Annotated in this window: 12 protein-coding genes; 9 read left to right on the forward strand and 3 right to left on the reverse strand. The window is 61.8% G+C overall.

The features are described 5' to 3' along the window. Nucleotides 1-95: 95 nt before the first annotated feature. From purB to ACQ4WR_RS24940, 6 genes are all read left to right on the forward strand, one after another. Nucleotides 96-1,475, forward strand: coding sequence for an adenylosuccinate lyase (gene purB / locus ACQ4WR_RS24915; RefSeq protein WP_436490567.1), 1,380 nt, complete (start codon nucleotides 96-98; stop codon nucleotides 1,473-1,475). A 204-nt stretch (nucleotides 1,476-1,679) separates the two neighbouring features. After that, entirely contained in the window at nucleotides 1,680-2,204 is a 525-nt protein-coding gene (locus ACQ4WR_RS24920) for a cytochrome b (RefSeq protein ID WP_436490569.1), read from the forward strand. A gap of 37 nt (nucleotides 2,205-2,241) precedes the next feature. Next, nucleotides 2,242-2,796, forward strand: a complete 555-nt coding sequence (locus ACQ4WR_RS24925) for a YceI family protein (protein ID WP_102293647.1) — start codon at nucleotides 2,242-2,244, stop codon at nucleotides 2,794-2,796. A 132-nt stretch (nucleotides 2,797-2,928) separates the two neighbouring features. Next, complete coding sequence (locus tag ACQ4WR_RS24930; RefSeq protein ID WP_436490571.1) at nucleotides 2,929-3,504, forward strand: YceI family protein; 576 nt, start codon at nucleotides 2,929-2,931, stop codon at nucleotides 3,502-3,504. Between the two features lie 177 nt (nucleotides 3,505-3,681). Beyond that, nucleotides 3,682-3,951, forward strand: coding sequence for a GlsB/YeaQ/YmgE family stress response membrane protein (locus tag ACQ4WR_RS24935; protein ID WP_076571892.1), 270 nt, complete (start codon nucleotides 3,682-3,684; stop codon nucleotides 3,949-3,951). Nucleotides 3,952-4,255: 304 nt separating this feature from the next. Then, entirely contained in the window at nucleotides 4,256-6,409 is a 2,154-nt protein-coding gene (locus tag ACQ4WR_RS24940; protein ID WP_436490574.1) for a S46 family peptidase, read from the forward strand. A 68-nt stretch (nucleotides 6,410-6,477) separates the two neighbouring features. On the opposite strand, the gene ACQ4WR_RS24945 is transcribed toward ACQ4WR_RS24940, so the two are convergent. Next, on the reverse strand, nucleotides 6,478-7,047 hold the full coding sequence (locus ACQ4WR_RS24945) for a hypothetical protein (RefSeq protein WP_436490576.1): 570 nt from the start codon (nucleotides 7,045-7,047) through the stop codon (nucleotides 6,478-6,480). 149 nt (nucleotides 7,048-7,196) lie between these two features. On the opposite strand from ACQ4WR_RS24945, the gene ACQ4WR_RS24950 reads away from it, so the two are divergent. The 3 genes from ACQ4WR_RS24950 (at nucleotide 7,197) to ACQ4WR_RS24960 (ending at nucleotide 13,175) form a co-directional block, all read left to right on the forward strand. After that, nucleotides 7,197-8,885, forward strand: coding sequence for a M14 family zinc carboxypeptidase (locus tag ACQ4WR_RS24950; protein ID WP_436490578.1), 1,689 nt, complete (start codon nucleotides 7,197-7,199; stop codon nucleotides 8,883-8,885). 91 nt (nucleotides 8,886-8,976) lie between these two features. Then, complete coding sequence (locus ACQ4WR_RS24955; protein WP_436490580.1) at nucleotides 8,977-11,127, forward strand: FUSC family protein; 2,151 nt, start codon at nucleotides 8,977-8,979, stop codon at nucleotides 11,125-11,127. A gap of 95 nt (nucleotides 11,128-11,222) precedes the next feature. Further along, the gene (locus ACQ4WR_RS24960; protein ID WP_436490582.1) at nucleotides 11,223-13,175 is read left to right on the forward strand and encodes an acid phosphatase; all 1,953 of its coding nucleotides are present in this window, start codon (nucleotides 11,223-11,225) and stop codon (nucleotides 13,173-13,175) included. A gap of 1 nt (nucleotide 13,176) precedes the next feature. Here ACQ4WR_RS24960 and ACQ4WR_RS24965 read toward each other — a convergent pair whose 3' ends face one another. Both ACQ4WR_RS24965 and ACQ4WR_RS24970 read right to left on the reverse strand, forming a co-directional pair. Continuing rightward, a complete protein-coding gene (locus tag ACQ4WR_RS24965; protein ID WP_436490584.1) occupies nucleotides 13,177-15,162 on the reverse strand; it encodes a S9 family peptidase in 1,986 nt (661 codons plus the stop codon). A gap of 66 nt (nucleotides 15,163-15,228) precedes the next feature. Next, the gene (locus tag ACQ4WR_RS24970) at nucleotides 15,229-16,701 is read right to left on the reverse strand and encodes an amino acid permease (protein ID WP_102297349.1); all 1,473 of its coding nucleotides are present in this window, start codon (nucleotides 16,699-16,701) and stop codon (nucleotides 15,229-15,231) included. Nucleotides 16,702-17,086 lie beyond the last annotated feature (385 nt).

Genomic DNA, 17,086 nt, shown 5'->3' on the forward strand with positions numbered 1-17,086 from the left:
GTTTATCGTGGTGCGCCACCATGACCGCGCTCATGCCAGCGCTACCCTCCCCGCGCGCCACACGCCAACCGTTTCTTTAACTTGCGTCCGCTCTCATGACTTCTACTACTCCGTATTCCACGCTGTCGGCCCTGTCTCCGCTCGATGGCCGCTACGCCAGCAAGACCGACCTGCTGCGCCCGATCCTGTCCGAAGCCGGTTTCATGCACCACCGCGTGAAAGTGGAAATTTCTTGGTTGCAAGCGCTGTCGCAAGCCGGTTTCGCGGAAATCAAGCCGTTCTCGGCAGAAGCGAATGCCCTGCTCGACAAGATGGCGTCCGACTTCTCGGAAGCCGACGCGGCCCGCATCAAGGCCATCGAAGCGGTCACCAACCATGACGTCAAGGCCGTCGAGTACTGGCTGAAGGAACAAGTGGCGGACGTGCCGGAACTGGTGGCGGCGTCGGAATTCATCCATTTCGCCTGCACCTCGGAAGACATCAATAACACCTCGCACGGCATGATGCTGAAAGCGGCCCGCGATGGCGTGATGCTGCCCGCGTTGAACGGCCTGGTGGCCAAGCTGAAACAGATCGCGCATGACAACGCGGATGTGCCGATGCTGTCGCGCACGCACGGCCAGACGGCCAGCCCGACCACCCTGGGCAAGGAATTCGCCAACGTCGTGGCCCGTTTGCAGCGCGCCGTGAAACGCATCGAAGAAGTGGAAATCCTCGGCAAGATGAATGGCGCCGTCGGCAACTACAACGCCCATTTGTCCGCCTACCCGTCGTTCGACTGGCCAGCGTTTTCGCAAGCCGTCATCGAACAGCGCCTGGGCCTGGTGTTCAATCCGTACACCATCCAGATCGAGCCGCACGATTACATGGCCGAGCTGTTCGACGCCTTCGCGCGCGCCAACACCATCCTGCTGGACCTGAACCGCGACATCTGGACGTATGTCTCGCTGGGCTACTTCAAGCAAAAACTGAAAGCGGGCGAAATCGGTTCGTCGACCATGCCGCACAAGGTCAACCCGATCGACTTCGAAAACTCCGAAGGCAACCTGGGCCTGGCCAATGCCGTGCTGAAACACCTGTCGGAAAAACTGCCCGTCTCGCGCATGCAGCGCGACTTGACCGACTCAACCGTGCTGCGCAACATCGGCGTCGGTCTGGGCTACACCCTGCTGGCCTATGACAGCTGCCTGCGCGGCCTGAACAAGCTGGAAGTGAACCACGCGCGCCTGGCGCAAGACCTGGATGCGACGTGGGAAGTGCTGGCCGAGCCCGTGCAAACCGTGATGCGCCGCTACGGCATCGAAAATCCGTACGAGCAGCTGAAAGAGCTGACGCGCGGCAAGGGCATCTCGAAAGAGGCGCTGCAAACCTTCGTCAACGGCCTGGCCATCCCGCAAGATGCCAAGGACGTGCTGCTGACCATGACGCCGGCGAACTACATCGGCATCGCGGCGCAACTGGCCAAAGCCATTTAAGCCGTCACGCCGCTTAAGTAGTTTCCACATCGGGATCGCCACATCCCACTCCTGCGGGGCGGCCAGCACACAAATGCTGGCCGCCCCGCGGTTTTTCCGCCATTCTTTCTTGTAGAATCTCCAGCACGCAGCGCAATTTGCTTTTCTTTGGTATATTAGGATTAATTAGTCCTAACACGTACTACTTTCAAGAAAGCTTCGCCGATGCAACGCTACACCACCACCGCCATCATCCTGCACTGGCTGACGGCCTTGCTGATCATCAGCGCCTTCATCATGGGCCTGGTCATGGTCGACATTCCCGGCCTGACGCCGACCAAGCTCAAATATTTCTCGTGGCACAAATGGCTGGGCGTGACCGTACTGGCCATCGCCGCCATCCGCTTGCTGTGGCGCAAGGCCAACGTGCCGCCACCGCATCCTGCCGGCATGGTTGCCTGGCAGAAGAAGGCGGCCGACGCCATGCACGTGCTGCTGTACATCCTGATCTTCGCCGTGCCCGTTTCCGGCTACCTGTACACCCTGGCCGCGGGCGTCCCCGTGGTCTACCTGGGCCTGTTCCAGTTGCCAGTCATCATGGCGCCGAACCCGGAACTTAAGCCACTTTTAAAAGACATTCATTATGTTCTGAACATGACGATGGCCGCCGCCGTGGCCGCCCATGTACTGGCGGCGCTGAAGCACCAGTTCATCGACCGCGACGGTGTGCTCAAGCGCATGCTGCCTTAAGACCCACTTGCTCACTGAAACTCCAGGAAAAAATAAAATGAAAACCACCCAACGCATCGTCCTCGCTTCCCTGCTGGGCCTGTCCGTGGCCGCCACCGCCGCCACCCTGCTGAAAGTCGACCCCGCCAAGACCAGCGTCTCGGCCGTGTTCAAGCAAATGAACGTGCCCGTGGAAGCGAAGTTCAAGAAATTCAATATCGCCATCGATTACAACCCGGCCACGCCGGACGCGTCGAAAGCATCGGTGGAGATCGAAACGGCCAGCATCGATATCGGCGACCCCGAGTACAACAAGGAAGTGGCCAAGAAAGAATGGTTCAACTCGGCACAGTTTCCGAAAGCCACCTTTGTTTCGAGCAACATCAAGGCCGCTGGCGCGGGCAAGCTGACGGTGACAGGCAAGCTGAGCATCAAAGGCAAGACCAGCGATGTCACCTTCCCGCTGACGGTGAAAGCCGACGGCGGCAAATACACCTTTGACGGCGCCCTGCCGATCAAGCGCCTGACCTATAACATCGGCGAAGGCGAGTGGAAGGACACGAGCATGGTCGCCGACGAGGTCACCATCAAGTTCCACGTCGCCGCGCAGTAAAGCCTGAGAAAACGTCCATGACTGCGTTGCTCTTGCCTCGTCGTACTATTCGTACTGCCTTCGGCAAGGCGCCTTGTCCTGAACGTTTTTCAGGCCTTACCAAAAACAACACCACCACCCTTTAGGATCTACATGAATTTTTCGCACTTGATGATCGCCGTCCTGGCAGCCGCCAGCGCGGGTTCGGCCATGGCCGCCGCCGAGACCTACAACCTCGACCCGACGCACACTTTCCCCAGCTTTGAAGCCGATCACATGGGCATGTCCGTGTGGCGCGGCAAGTTCAACAAGACCAAGGGTACCGTGGTCCTGGACCGTGCCGCCAAGACTGGCAGCCTGGACCTGGTCATCGATGCCGATTCGATCGACTTCGGCCTGGACGCCATGAACACGCACGCGAAAAAAGCGGACATGTTCAATGTGGAAAAGTTCCCTGAAATCACCTACAAGAGCAAATCATTCAAGTTCAATGGCGACCAGCTGGTGGAAGTCGACGGCGAACTGACGCTGCTGGGCGTGACCAAGCCCGTCAAGCTGAACGTGAGCAAATTCAAGTGCATCATGCACCCGCGCTACAAGCGCGAAGTATGCGGCGCCGATGCCACGGCCGAATTCAAGCGCAGCGACTTTGGCCTGAACTACGGCTTGCCGGCTTTCTCGCCGGAAGTCAAACTGGCCATTCAAGTGGAAGCCATCAAGGCCGACTAAGCATCGTCAGGCCCGCAGCTTGCCGTATCCCAAGCCCGCCTCGCTGCCCGCAGCCAGGCGGGCTTTTACATGGGAACACGAATCCGCTGGACTTTTCTATCGTGCGGCATCAGTATCGATTTGCCATGATGTTTTTCTACTACGGCATACCCACCCATCCATTGCGCGGAGGATTACATGAATTTCATTATCTGGATCGTTATTGGCGGCGTCATCGGCTGGCTGGCCAGCATGGTCATGAAGACTAATGCGCAACAGGGCATCTTCCTCAATATCGTCGTCGGCATCGTCGGCGCCTTCCTCGGCGGCTGGCTGCTGGCGCCCCTGTTCGGCACGGGCACCATCAACAGCGACAACTTCAGCCTGTCTTCGCTGCTGGTCTCGTTCCTGGGCGCCGTAATCCTGCTGGGCATCGTGAATCTCTTGCGCCGGGGCAAAATACGCTAAGCCGGACGGAACACAGGCACGCTGGCCGGGCCGCGCAGGCGCCCGGCCATTTTTATTGCCGCCAAAACAATTGTCTGGACAATACCACAGTCGCCGGCACGCAAACATGCGCGTTGACAGCCTGTTTTCTCCCTTGCGCAGGCATGGAAAGTTTCCATTCAGGCATTACTCTTGAGCATACCCTGAGGAAAATGTCATTGACTAGTCACAGTCCGATACGGATACTCTAGGTCGCCCGCTGAGAAAACCACTGGGTACGCACGCTGATTCCGACTTCCCACCATGTAAAAAGACAAGAAATCGAATGAAAAAATCTCTAATCGCGCTCGCCATCCTGAGCAACTTCGCACACGCCGACGAAGGCATGTGGATGCCCCAACAGCTGCCACAAGTAGCCAAGGAACTGAAAGCGGCCGGACTGAAACTGGACCCGACCACCCTGACCAAGCTGACCGAGTTCCCGATGGGCGCCATCGTCAGCCTGGGCGGCTGCTCGGCCTCGTTCGTCTCGCCGCAAGGCCTGGTTGCCACCAACCACCATTGCGTCTACAACAGCGTGGCGGTCAACTCGACCAAGGAGCGCGATTTGCTGGCCAACGGTTTCCTGGCCAAGACGTTTGCTGAAGAATTGCCGGCCGCCCCAGGCAGCCGCATCTTCGTCACCTCGGCCGTGACCAATGTCAGCGAGCAGATCATCACGCCGGCCGTGGCCAAGCTGCAAGGCAAGGCACGCATCGACGCGATCGAGAAAAACCAGAAGCAACTGGTTGCCGCATGCGAAAAAGAAGCGGGCTTCCGCTGCACCGTGTCGAGCTACTACGGCGGCCTGGAGTTCTACCTGATCAAGCAACTGGAAATCCGCGACGTGCGCCTGGTGCATGCACCACCGGCCGGCGTGGGCAAATTCGGCGGCGACACCGACAACTGGATGTGGCCACGCCACACGGGCGACTACGGTTTCTACCGCGCCTATGTCAGCAAGGACGGCAAGGCTGCCGACTTCAGCAAGGACAACGTGCCCTACCAGCCAAAACACGTGCTGAAACTGGCCAAGGATGGCTTGAAAGAAGGCGATTTCGTCATGGCGCTGGGCTATCCAGGCCGCACCAACCGTCACCGCCTGCCATCGGAAGTGGCGTTCACGTTTGACTGGAACTACCCGGCCTTCGTGAAAGCGTCGGGCGAAACCCTGGCCATCATCGCGCGCGAAACCAAGGACAACAAGGATGTTGCCCTGAAATACGCAGGCCAAGTAGCTGGCGTAAACAATTACTACAAGAACCGCCAGGGCATGCTGGACTCGTACGCGGGCAGCGACTTCCTGGCGCGCAAGACGGCAGAACACGAAGCGATGAAAACCTGGGTCAATGCCAATCCTGCCCGCAAGGCAGAGTTTGCCGGCGACATCGAGCAAGTGGAAAAGCTGATCGCCGAGCGCGATGCCGACACCAAGCGCGATTTCTTCCTGGGTTACGCGCAGCCACGCCTGCTGAACACGGCACGCAGCCTGTACCGCCTGTCCAATGAAAGCACCAAGGCCGACGCGGAACGCAAGTCCGGCTACCAGACGCGCGACTTGCCACGCCTGGAAGCGGGCATCACATCGGTCGAGCGCACCTACGATGAAAAAGTCGACAAGGCGCTGGTACTGAACAGCCTGGCCAAGTATGCCGCCCAGCCGGCAGCACAGCGCCGCGCCAGCTTCGACGCCGCCATCGGCATCAAGGATGGCATGTCGCAAACCGACCTGGCTGCCGCCCGGGACAAACTGTATGCTGGCAGCAAGCTGGCCGACAAGGCCGAGCGCGCTGCATGGCTGAAACGCACGCCAGCCGAATTCCAGGCCAGCAAGGACAGCTTCATCCAGGCCGCCGTCGCCATGTATCCGGATTCGCTGAAGAGCGAAGCGGAAGACGAGGAACTGGCCGGCAAGATCCAGCAAGCCTACGCCAACTACATGAAAGCGAAAATCGCCTTCATGAAGAGCAAGGGCCAAGCCGTCTACCCTGACGCCAACAGCACCCTGCGCGTCACGTTCGGCAAAGTGGCCGGCCGCGACCATGGTGCCGACGGCACCACCTGGACCGCGTTCACCACCGTCAATGGCGTGGTGGCCAAGGCCACGGGCGAAGGCGAGTTCAATGCACCAGCGAAACAACTGGCCGCGATCAAGGCCAAGGACTTCGGCAAATTTGTCGATCCGAAGCTGAAAACCGTGCCGGTCGACTACCTGGCGACCCTGGACATCACCGGCGGCAACTCCGGTTCGGCGGCCCTGAACGCCAAAGGCGAATTCATCGGCCTGGCCTTCGACGGTACCCTGGATTCCATCATTTCCGATTGGGACTACAACAAGGCCAACACCCGCTCGATCCAGGTCGACCTGCGCTACATGCTGTGGAACATGAAACACATCGACCACGCGGACAACCTGCTGAAGGAAATGGGCGCTGAATAACAAGAAGCAATAACCCGGCAACGGGCGCTTTAAGCTGAGCCACTCCTGCGGGAGTGGCTTTTTTTCGCCTAGCGTTTTACCTTGGTGAAACGGTAAGGCACGGCTTGCTCCTCGCCAAACACTTGCACCCGGCCACTTCCCAGCGGCAACATGACCCGCCGGCCCTCCTGCAGCAGCAAGGCCAGGTCGGCGCCGGGAAAGCGCTGCGCCAGCAGCGGATAGGCTTGCCGCTCGATAGGCACGGCGGGAATCACGAGGCGGTAGTCGCCATCGCCGAAGTCCAGCAGCAAGGCGGGCGCATCGCCAGGTCCCGGCAAGGCCGTGATGCGCAGGCGCGCATTGCCTTTGATGAGTTCGACGGCGGACCACAGGGCCACGTCGCGCAGCAGGGTGCCCGCCTGCAGGCGCGGCGCCTGGCCCCTGCTCGCCGAGCCCAGCAAGACGTCGGCTGGCTCGGTGGACACGGCCCCATCGACAGCCAGCAACCAGCCCTGGTAGCGTATCAACGCACCCTGCGCGGCAGCCGTGACGGACCCGCCCTGCGCCACCGCTCCCTTCGCTGCTGGCAAGCGCAAGGGCGCCGCCTGCGCCGCCTGGCAAGCCCACCACACCAGTGCCGCCATCGCCATCTTGCCCATGCCGCCTCCCGTGCGCGTGAAACGTATTCATAACACAAGTACTGCAACAGGCTCCTGCTGCGCCTCAAGGCGGGGGCGCCGGTGCTACAATTGGCGCCTAGCGGGCGTACTTATCCAGCGCGCCTTCCCCCTCCCAGACTCAGACCGCTATGCCATCAGACTTGCGCACGACCTACGAACTCGGTAATCACAACCAGACCACGACCTGGCTGGAATGCATCACCTTCTATAAAGATCTCGCCGCGCGCTACCCGCAAGTGCTGCATTTCGAACAGATCGGCCTGTCCGACTCGGGCGTGCCCATCCATGCTGGCGTCGTCAGCGCGGACGGCGTATTCGACCGCGAACAGATCAAGCACGAAGGCCGCACCGTGTTCTTCAACAATAACGGCATCCACCCGGGCGAACCGGAAGGCATCGACGCCTGCATGGCCATCGTGCGCGACCTCTGCACGCAGCCAGCGCGCCTGGCGGCGCTGGGCAAGACCGTACTGCTGTTTATTCCGATCTACAACGTCGACGGAAGCCTGAACCGCGCCAATACGTCGCGCGTGAACCAGGATGGCCCGGAGCAATTCGGTTTCCGTGGCAATAGCCGCCACCTGGACCTGAACCGCGATTTCATCAAGTGCGACAGCCTGAACGCGCAAGTGTTCAACCGCCTGCTGGCCAGCTGGGACCCGGACGTGATGGTCGACACGCACACGTCGAACGGCGCCGACTACCCGTACACGATGACCCTGATCCACACGCAGACGGATAAGCTGGGCAACGGCCTGGGCCCCTTCCTGCAAGACACCATGCTGCCGCACATCTTTGCGCACATGGAACAGGCGGGCTGGCCCACCTGCCCCTACGTGAATCCCGTCAAGGACAGCCCCGACCACGGCATCGCCGAATTCCTCGAAGTGCCCCGCTTCTCGACGGGTTTTGCGGCCTTGCACCACGTCATCGGTTTCATGCCGGAAACGCACATGCTGAAACCGTTTGCCGACCGCTATGCGTCCATGCGCGCGCTGCTCGACATCACCATGGCATTCACGGTGCAACACGGCGAACAGATCAAGCAGTTGCGCGCGCAAGCCAAGGCGGCGGGACGCACGCAAGCCGAATGGCCGATCCACTGGGCCATGAACGAAGAGCAACCGTCGACCTTCCCCTTCAAGGGCTATGCGGCGCAATACACGCCTAGCGTGCTGGGCGACTACCAGCGCCTGTCGTATGACCGCTCACAGCCGTGGGAACGCGATATCGCCTATTACAACCGCTTCGATGCCGACGTCACCGTCGCGGCGCCGAAAGCGTATATCGTGCCGCAGGCGTGGCGCGAAGTCATTGAGCGCCTGCGCTGGAACGGCGTCGAAATGTCACGCATTACCGCCGAACAGACGGTAACGGCGCGCTACTACCACATCCGCAACGTCGGCACGCGCGCTACCGCCTACGAAGGCCACATGTTCCACGACACGGTCGAACTGGAAGCGCGCACGGGGCAATTCACCGTGCAGGCCGGCGACTATGTAGTATCCCTGAAGCAGGACAACGCGCGCTACGCCGTGGAAACCCTGGAGCCGGAGGCGCACGACAGCTTCTTCCGCTGGGGCTTCTTCAACAGCGTGCTGGAAAAGAAAGAGGCGTTTTCCGATTACGTGTTCGAAGACATGGCGTCCGAACTGCTGCGCGATGAGCCGGCCCTGGCGGCCAGGTTCGCCGACTGGAAAGCGGCGAACCCTGCACTGCTGAGCAATCAGGAAGCCGTACTGGACTTCATTTTTGAACACTGCCAGCGCTTTGCCGAGCCGGAATGGCGGAGATACCCGGTCATCGCCCTGATGTAACTCAGGGGCTGTAGCGAATGCAACATCCTGGCGCCGCATCGGAGACCCCGGTGCGGCGCCTCTTTCTGTGCCCTGCCCACAAGGTAATCCCATGCACTACGCACTGAACCTGCGCACCTTCATTTACAGCCATTATTTTTACCTGGGCTTGCGCGTGGCCATCGGCCTCGTCGGGCTGGCCTTGCTGACCCAGGAAATCAGCGACAGCGCCACCGCCATGACAGTGTGCATCGGCGCCCTGTGCACGACCCTGATGGACATGCCCAGTCCCCTGCGCCACAAGTTCAACGAGATGCTGGCCTCGGTGCTACTGTGCAGCGCCGTGACCTTATTGATCAGCCTGTGCGGCCCCGTGCAATGGCTGTTGATGACGGTGCTCGTGCTGGTGAGTTTCCTGGCCAGCATGATGGTGGTGTACGGCAAGAAATCCATGCCCTTGCAACTGGCCGCCCTGTTCATCATGACCATGTCGATGGAGCACCAGATGACGTGGCAGCAATCGTTCCACCACGCTGGCCTGTTCATGTTGGGCGGCCTGATCTATCTGGCTTACGCCATGGCCATCGCCTGGTTCTTGCGCCACCGCATCAAGCAGCAAGTGCTGGCCGAAGCCCTGTTCGAACTGGCCGCCTACATCGACATCAAGGCCGACTTCTACGACACGCGTTTTAACCTGACGGAACAGTTCAACAAGCTGGTGCGCCATCAGAGCATCCTGGCCGACCGCCAGCAGGCGTCCCGTGATTTGATACTGCGCAGCCACAAGAACAGCAAGGACGCCATCGTCGTGCAGGTGCACGTCTGCATGCTCGATCTGTATGAACTGATACTCTCGACGCACACGGATTACGCGCTGCTGCGCCAGCACCTGGCCGACTCCGACGTCTTGACCTCGCTGCACGACCTGGCCTACAAGGCGGCGCGCGACATCGAGTCCGTCGCCTACGCCGTCACGCGCAAGCGCGCCTCGTATGCGCAGATCAGCTATGACAAGGAATGGGCCGACATCGAAGCGGAAATTGCGCGGCTGCAGGCAAAAGGCGACAGCGCGCAAGAGGCGCTGGCCACCTTGCGCGCACAGCGCAACAAGATCCGCGCCATTTTAAAGATGATCGCCGAACTGCACCTGGCCAGCCAGAAAGTCTCGGCCAATGTGCCGTTCTGGAGCGGCGCGGACATGGCGCCCTTCCTGTCGCAGCAAAAGTATGAATTGAAAACCCTGCTGGCTAACTTGCGCCTGGACTCGCCCGTGTTCCGCTTCGCGCTGCGCGTCTCGATGGCCATTTCCGTCGGGTTGCTGATCGGCCACTGGCTGCCGTATGCGGCGCACAGCTACTGGATCGTGCTCACCATCGTCATCATCCTGCGCCCCACCTTCAGCATGACGCGCCAGCGCCGCGCCGACCGCATCATCGGCACCATCATCGGCTGCGTGGTGACGGCCATCGTGATCCGTTTCGTGCACAGCAATATCGTGCTGATGGCCATTTTATTCCTCTCCATCGTGGCCACGCCCACCTTCATCTACCTGCGCTACCGCTACACGGCCATTGCCGTGAGCCTGATGATCTTGCTGCAAATGCACCTGGTGGCGCCCAGCAATCCGAACCTGGTCAGCGAACGCCTGATCGATACCCTGATTGGCGCGGCGGTCGCTACCGTGTTCAGCTTTGTGCTGGCCAACTGGGAATACCAGAGCCTGCCTCGCCTGGTGCGCCAGGTGCTGAACGTGAACCTGTCGTACATGCAAGCCAGCTTCGCGCTGCTGCAAGGCAAATGCTTCGATGATTTCGCCTACCGCATCGAACGCAAGCGCTTGATGGACAGCCTGGCGGCGCTCAGCTCGGCGCTGGTGCGCATGCTCGATGAACCGGCCAGCAAGCAGCGGGCCGTGGAAGACATCAACCTGTTCATCGTGCAAAATTACTTGCTGGTGGCCCACGTGGCGGCGCTGCGCTCGATCCTGGGGCGCCATGCCAGCCAGCTTCCCGTCGCGCCCGTCAACGCCCTGCTTGGCCACAGCCATACGCAAGTGTGTCTGACCCTGTCGCGCGCGCTGGACCAGCTCGACAACAAGGCCTCCATCAGCGCACCGCTGGCGGCCCCTGCCGCGCCGCCCGTCAGTGAAGTGGGCTGGTCCGGCTGGCCGCTGGTCAAAAGGCGCATCCGGCTGTTGCAGGCGGATGCCGACAAGATCGTGGTGCATAGCGCGGCGATCGTGCATATCGTGGCACCCCGATAAGATTTTTCAGCCGCCTGGGCACAAGTGGTGTCATCAGGAGGTCATCTGGCCTGTCTATGCTGCGTTGGTTTTTCCACTTCCAGCCAAGGCATTCCATGCACGCATTTCCCCTGACCCGGCGCCTGCCACTGGCGCTGGCCATCAGCGCCGCCCTCGCCCTCGCCGCTTGCGGCGGTTCCGATTACCAGGACACGGCACTCGTCATTCCCGCCGCGCCCGCCGACCAGGGCGCGCCCGATACGGCGCCCCCTTCGGCCACGGCGATTCCCTTTGTCGACAATGTCGCCAGCAACCAGCGCGGCGATGCGCGCTACGCAACGGCCGCCACGAATGCGGGCGTGCGCGTCTTGATCGGCATGCTCGACATCTGGAAACCGCTGACGGAAATCGTTGATGCCGGCGTCTCGGCACCAGCCGTGGACGGCTTTCCCGCAGTGGTGCCCTCCGCCTGGACGGGCGTGCCCAACGATGGCACGCCTGGCGGCACCATCGTCAATGCCAGCGTGCACAACGCAAATATCGATTTCGTCATCAAAGCCACCACCAGCCGCACGCCGGCGCAGGAACTGGCAGCCTACCTGGATGACCGCCGCGGCAAGGGCTACAGCATCACCGACGGCATGGGGCCGTTGACGGATGCCTGGCGCAGCGCGGCGCGCCAGACCACCAGCATCACCGACATCGCGCCAGACGCGACAAGCAAGCTCTACAACGACAGCGGCAGCAACACGGGTGTGGCCGGCAGCAGCAATGCCGAATTCGGCAACGTGGTGGGTCTGATCAATGCGATGGGCAACAATGGCTCGACGGAACCGGCCAAGCGTTTCTACAAATATGCGCGCCCCTTCCGCTGGAGCAGCAATGTGGCCGTGATCCCGGCCCTGCTGCCGGCCAGGAGCGCCACGCCCGCCACCGATGGCGGCTTTACCAGCGGCCATTCGGCCGAAGCCGTGCGCGGCGCCCTGGGCATGGCGTATGCGTTGCCCGAGCGCTACCAGGAAATGGTGGCGCGCGGGCTGGAACTGGGCGAAAACCGCATCATCGCCGGCATGCATTCGCCGCTCGACGTGATCAGCGGGCGGGTGCAGGCGCAGGCCATCGTCGCCGCCAACCTGCTCGACCCGACCACGGCCGCCACCAAGGCCGCCGCCGTGACGCAGGCGCACACGACCCTGATGGCGAAAACCGGCACCACGGCCGACACATTTTATGACTACGCCCATTCGGGCAGCAGCGCCAACGACCGTTTTTCGGACTACGCCAGCACCAAGGCCGCCTACATCCGCCGCCTGACCTTCGGTTTCGCGCAGACGGGCGCCACCAATGCAGCGGCGAACGTGCCGAAAGGCGCGGAAGTCTTGCTGGAAACGCGCTTGCCGTATCTGTCCGACGCGCAGCGCCGCGTGGTGCTGAAAACAACAGCCTTGCCATCGGGCTACCCCGTGATGGACGATGCTGAAGGCTGGGGCCGCTTGAACCTGTTTGCCGCCGCCGACGGCTATGCCGTCTTCACGGGCAATGTAGTGGTAGCCATGGATGCGGCCAAGGGCGGCTTTAATGCCGTCGACCGCTGGCGCAACGACATCAGCGGCACGGGCAAGCTGAACAAGCAAGGCACGGGTACCCTCAAGCTGGGCGGCAACAATAGCTGGAGCGGCGGCACGCAGCTGGAAGGGGGCCGGCTGGAAGCCAATTCCGCCACGGCGTTCGGCAAGGGCGACGTGTATGTCAGCGGTGGCACCCTGGTCAGCAATGCCCAGTCCGGCCTGGCGCTGGCCGGCAAGTACACGCAGCTGGCCACCGGCAACCTGGAATTGAAACTGGGTAGCGGACAGCAAGGCCGCCTGAGCGTGGCAGGCCAGATGACGGTGGCCGGCGGCAGCCTGAAGGTGACGTTTCAGAACGGCTACAAGCCGGCCGCCGGCACCACCGTGAATGTGCTCGCCGCGTCCAGCCTGAAAGGCAAGTTCGACAGCATCACGGTCGACGGCTTCAAGGTGACGCCGACGTACACGGAGACGGGCTTGCAGCTGCGCCTGGACGTTTAAGCTACTTCAGGTAGCGCTCGAACCAGCCGAGGGTGCGCTGCTGCAGGTCGCGCTGGTGCTCGGGCTTGCGGAAGGAATGGCCTTCGCCGTCATAGATGAACAGGCTGGACGGCACGCCCATGGCGCGCAGGCCATTCCAGAATTCCAGCGACTGGGCGGCCGGCGTTTCCACGTCGCGTTCGCCCACATAGATCAGGGTCGGCGTCTTCGCCGCCTTGATCGATTCGATCGGCGAGGCCTTGCGGTAGACGGCTGGATCGTCATACGCGGAAGCGCCGAAGAAGGGGATCATCCACTGGTTGATGCCGTTCTGGCCGTAATAGCTGATCCAGTTCGACACGCCCGCGCCCGCCACGGCCGCCTTGAAGCGGTCGCTGTGCGTGACGCCCCACATGGTCATGAAGCCGCCATACGAATGGCCGATCAGGCCCAGGCGCTGGCCATCGACGGGCGCCGCTTTTTCCACCGCATCAATGCCGGCCAGGATGTCGCGCCAGTCGCCGCCGCCAAAGTCCGCCATGTTGGCGCGCGTAAAAGCCTGGCCCTGGCCAAAGCTGCCGCGCGGATTGGGCAGGAAGACAAAATAACCTTTCTGCGTCAGTTCGTGGATCAGGGTGCCCGCTCCCACGTAGCGGGGCGAGGCGGCCGCGCCGGGGCCGCCATGCACGTTGACGATCATCGGGTAGCGCTTGCCCGCCGCCACCTTCAACGGCCCCAGCAGCCAGCCCTGCGCCTTGTATTGCTCGTTGCTCCAGCCCACGTTCTGTACCGTCAGCTGCGGCGCAAAGCCGTCATTGTCGCGCGTGATCTGTTTCAGCTGGCGCACGGGTCCCGCCACCAGGTGGCTGGCGTGCGTAAAATCTTCCTGCGCGGCAGCGGCCCGCTGGCCGTCGGCGCTGAACGACAAGCGCCCATCGCTGCCGCTGCTGCTGAGCTCACCGAGCATCACAGCTTGGCTGGGGCCGGTCTGCGCATCAACAGGCACCAGCGCCAGCTGCGAATCGATCAGCGCCGTCGCCAGCAGGCCGGCACCGCGCCAGACGACGCCATTGAAGGTGCCGCGGTAGTCTGGTGTCAGGTTGCGCGGCGTGCCGCCGGCCAGCGGCAGCGTGTAGATATCGCCGCCGATGGAGCCGAAGTCGCTCATCAGGCCGCCGATGAAGGCCACCGTCTTGCCATCCGGCGAGACGGACGGCAGGTTCAGCTGCATGGCCGGCGCGGCGATCACGCGCAAGGCGCCCGTGGCCGCATCAATATGGCTGAGCTTGGCCACCCACCAGTTGCTGTCGCCATTGCCCTGCGCGCTGGTGGCCACGAAGCCGCGTCCATCGGGCGTCCAGCTGTATTCATACACATAGGTGTCGTCGGGCGACAGCAGGCGCAACTCGCCGCCGCCGGCCGGCACCACCGCGATGCGCTGGGCATCGTCATCGCGGCCCACCTCGCCCACCTGGCGCGCGCCCGCTTCCACGGCGCCGGCCAGCTTGCGCGCACCCACCGTGGCCAGCAGGGCCAGCTGTCTGCCATCGGGCGACCAGCGCGCCGTGCTGGCCACGCCTTTCAAGCTGAGCACGGCCTGCGGCTGCGGCTGGCCAATGACGGCCCGGTACAAGGTAGCCTGGCCAGCCTTGGCATCGTAGGCGATGAACGCCAGTTGGCGGCCATCGGGGGACCAGCTGGGCTTGTCGTAGGAACACACCGCGCAAGGATCGATGTGCTGCGCGATGGCGCCATTGGCCGCATCGCGCACGACGATGACCGCATGCGGGCGCTGCGGCTGCTCGCCCGCCTTGCTCGATTCGATGGCGGCAATGCGCTGGCCATCGGCCGACAAGGCCACGGCGCGGTAATCGCGCAAGGCCAGCTCAGTTGCAGGAGGAGGAGCAGGAGCGGGAGCGGGAGCGGGAGCGGGAGCAGCCTGTGCCGTAGCGCCAAGCAGGAGGCTTGCCAGCAAGACATATCCAGTCAGGTCAGTTATTTTCATCATGTAAATTCCGGTTAAGAATAAAAAAACCGCCGGCAAGCGCGGCGGTTTTGAATGGATGAACGACGATCACTTCGCCTTCTTGCCCAGATGCGAATGGCGCATGCTGTACAGGAAGTAAATCGCCACCGTCACCGCCATCCAGATGCTGAATACGACAAAGGTCGTATGCGGCAAGTCGCGCATGATGTACAGGCAGGCAAACACGCTCATGCCGGGAATCACGTACGGGCCGAACGGCACGCTGAAGCCTTCGATGCGGTTGGCACCCTGCTTGTGGCGCAGCACGGGCACGGCAATGGACACCACCATGAAGGCCGTCAGGGTACCGATGCTGACCATGTCCCACAGGTAAGTCGCATCGACCGTGCCGGCCACCAGCGCCACCACCAGGCACACGATGATGGTATTGCTGACTGGCACGAGGGTGCGTGGATGGATCTTCTGGAACGATTTCGGGATCAGGCCGTCGCGGCTGACGGCGAACAGGATGCGCGTCTGGCCGTAGATCGTCACCAGGGTCACGCTGAAGACGGAAATGACGGCGCCCGCCGACAGGATCAATGCGGGCCAGGTCTTGCCCGTGACGTTTTGCAGGATCACCGCCAGGCCCGCTTCCTGGCCTTCAAACAGCTTGGCTTGCTGTGCACCGAGGGCGGCCACGGCCACCAGCAAATAAAACACGGTGACGATCAGCAAGCCATACAGGATGCCGCGCGGCACGTTGCGCTTGGGATCTTTCACTTCATCGCCCGCCGTGGCCACCGTATCGAGGCCGATGAAGGAGAAGAAGACGGTGCCGGCGGCGGCCGTCACGCCCGTCATGCCGGCAAAGCCCTTGCTATTGTCGCTATTGAAGAAAGGCACGAAGTTGTCGGCATTGAAGCCCGAGAAGGCAATGGCGATGAAGAACACGAGGATGGACAGCTTGATGACGACCATGATGGCATTCATCAGCGCCGATTCCTTGGCGCCGCGCAGCAGCAAAAAGCCGCACATGCAGATCAGCAGGATGGGCGGCAAATTGATGTGGCCGGCGCGAAATTCCATGCCATGCGGGCCGGAAACGATCATCGGCGTGCGCAGCATCTCGGGAATATGCCAGCCAAACGCATTTTCCAGGAAGTTGTTCAGGTAGGACGACCAGCCGATGGCCACGGCGCTGCCGGCCAGCCCGTATTCCAGCAGCAGGCAGGCGGCCATGATGAAGGCGAGAAATTCCCCCACGGTGGCATAGGCAAACGAGTACGAGGAGCCGGAGGCGGGAATGCGGAACGACAACTCCGCATAGCACAGCGCCGTCAGGCCGGCCGTGATGGCGGCGATCAGGAAGGACAGGATAACTGCCGGGCCCGCCTTGGGAACGGCTTCCACCATGGTAAAGAAGATGCCCGTGCCGACGGTGGCGCCGACGCCGATCATGGTAAGGGAAAACAGGCCGATGGACCGGCTCAAGCCACTGCTGCTGAGGCCTTCACCATACTCGACCGTGGTATCGATCGGCTTGGTGCGGCAAATTTTCTGGACCAGGGTTTGGCTCACTAAACTTCCTTTATGAGGCATGCATTTAACACCTGGCAAAACCTGCTGCGCATCGCGATGCGCGGCCTGCACTGCTCACTGTGCATTCGCACAGCTGCGCTTCTTGGCCACAACGCTTCACGCTCGCTACGGTTTTGTCAGGTGTTGTTAGGAACATGACGGGTAAAAACACATAAAAATGGCGCCCCGGCCCTACCTGGCAAAAAACCGGAAAGATCGCGTCCATTTTCAAAACTAAGCGATTATAGGGCTTTCATCGGCCTAGCCAAACAGAACTTTGATGCAAGGAAACAACGCCAGGCGTGCGCCAGGAAAACGGCACCAGTGCTGGCGAAAGTAGAAATTGCTTCTATGAAATAAAAAGCGCGCCGCTGCTGGGGCAGGG

This window comes from Janthinobacterium amylolyticum, assembly GCF_051380655.1.
Classification (GTDB): Bacteria; Pseudomonadota; Gammaproteobacteria; order Burkholderiales; family Burkholderiaceae_D; genus Janthinobacterium.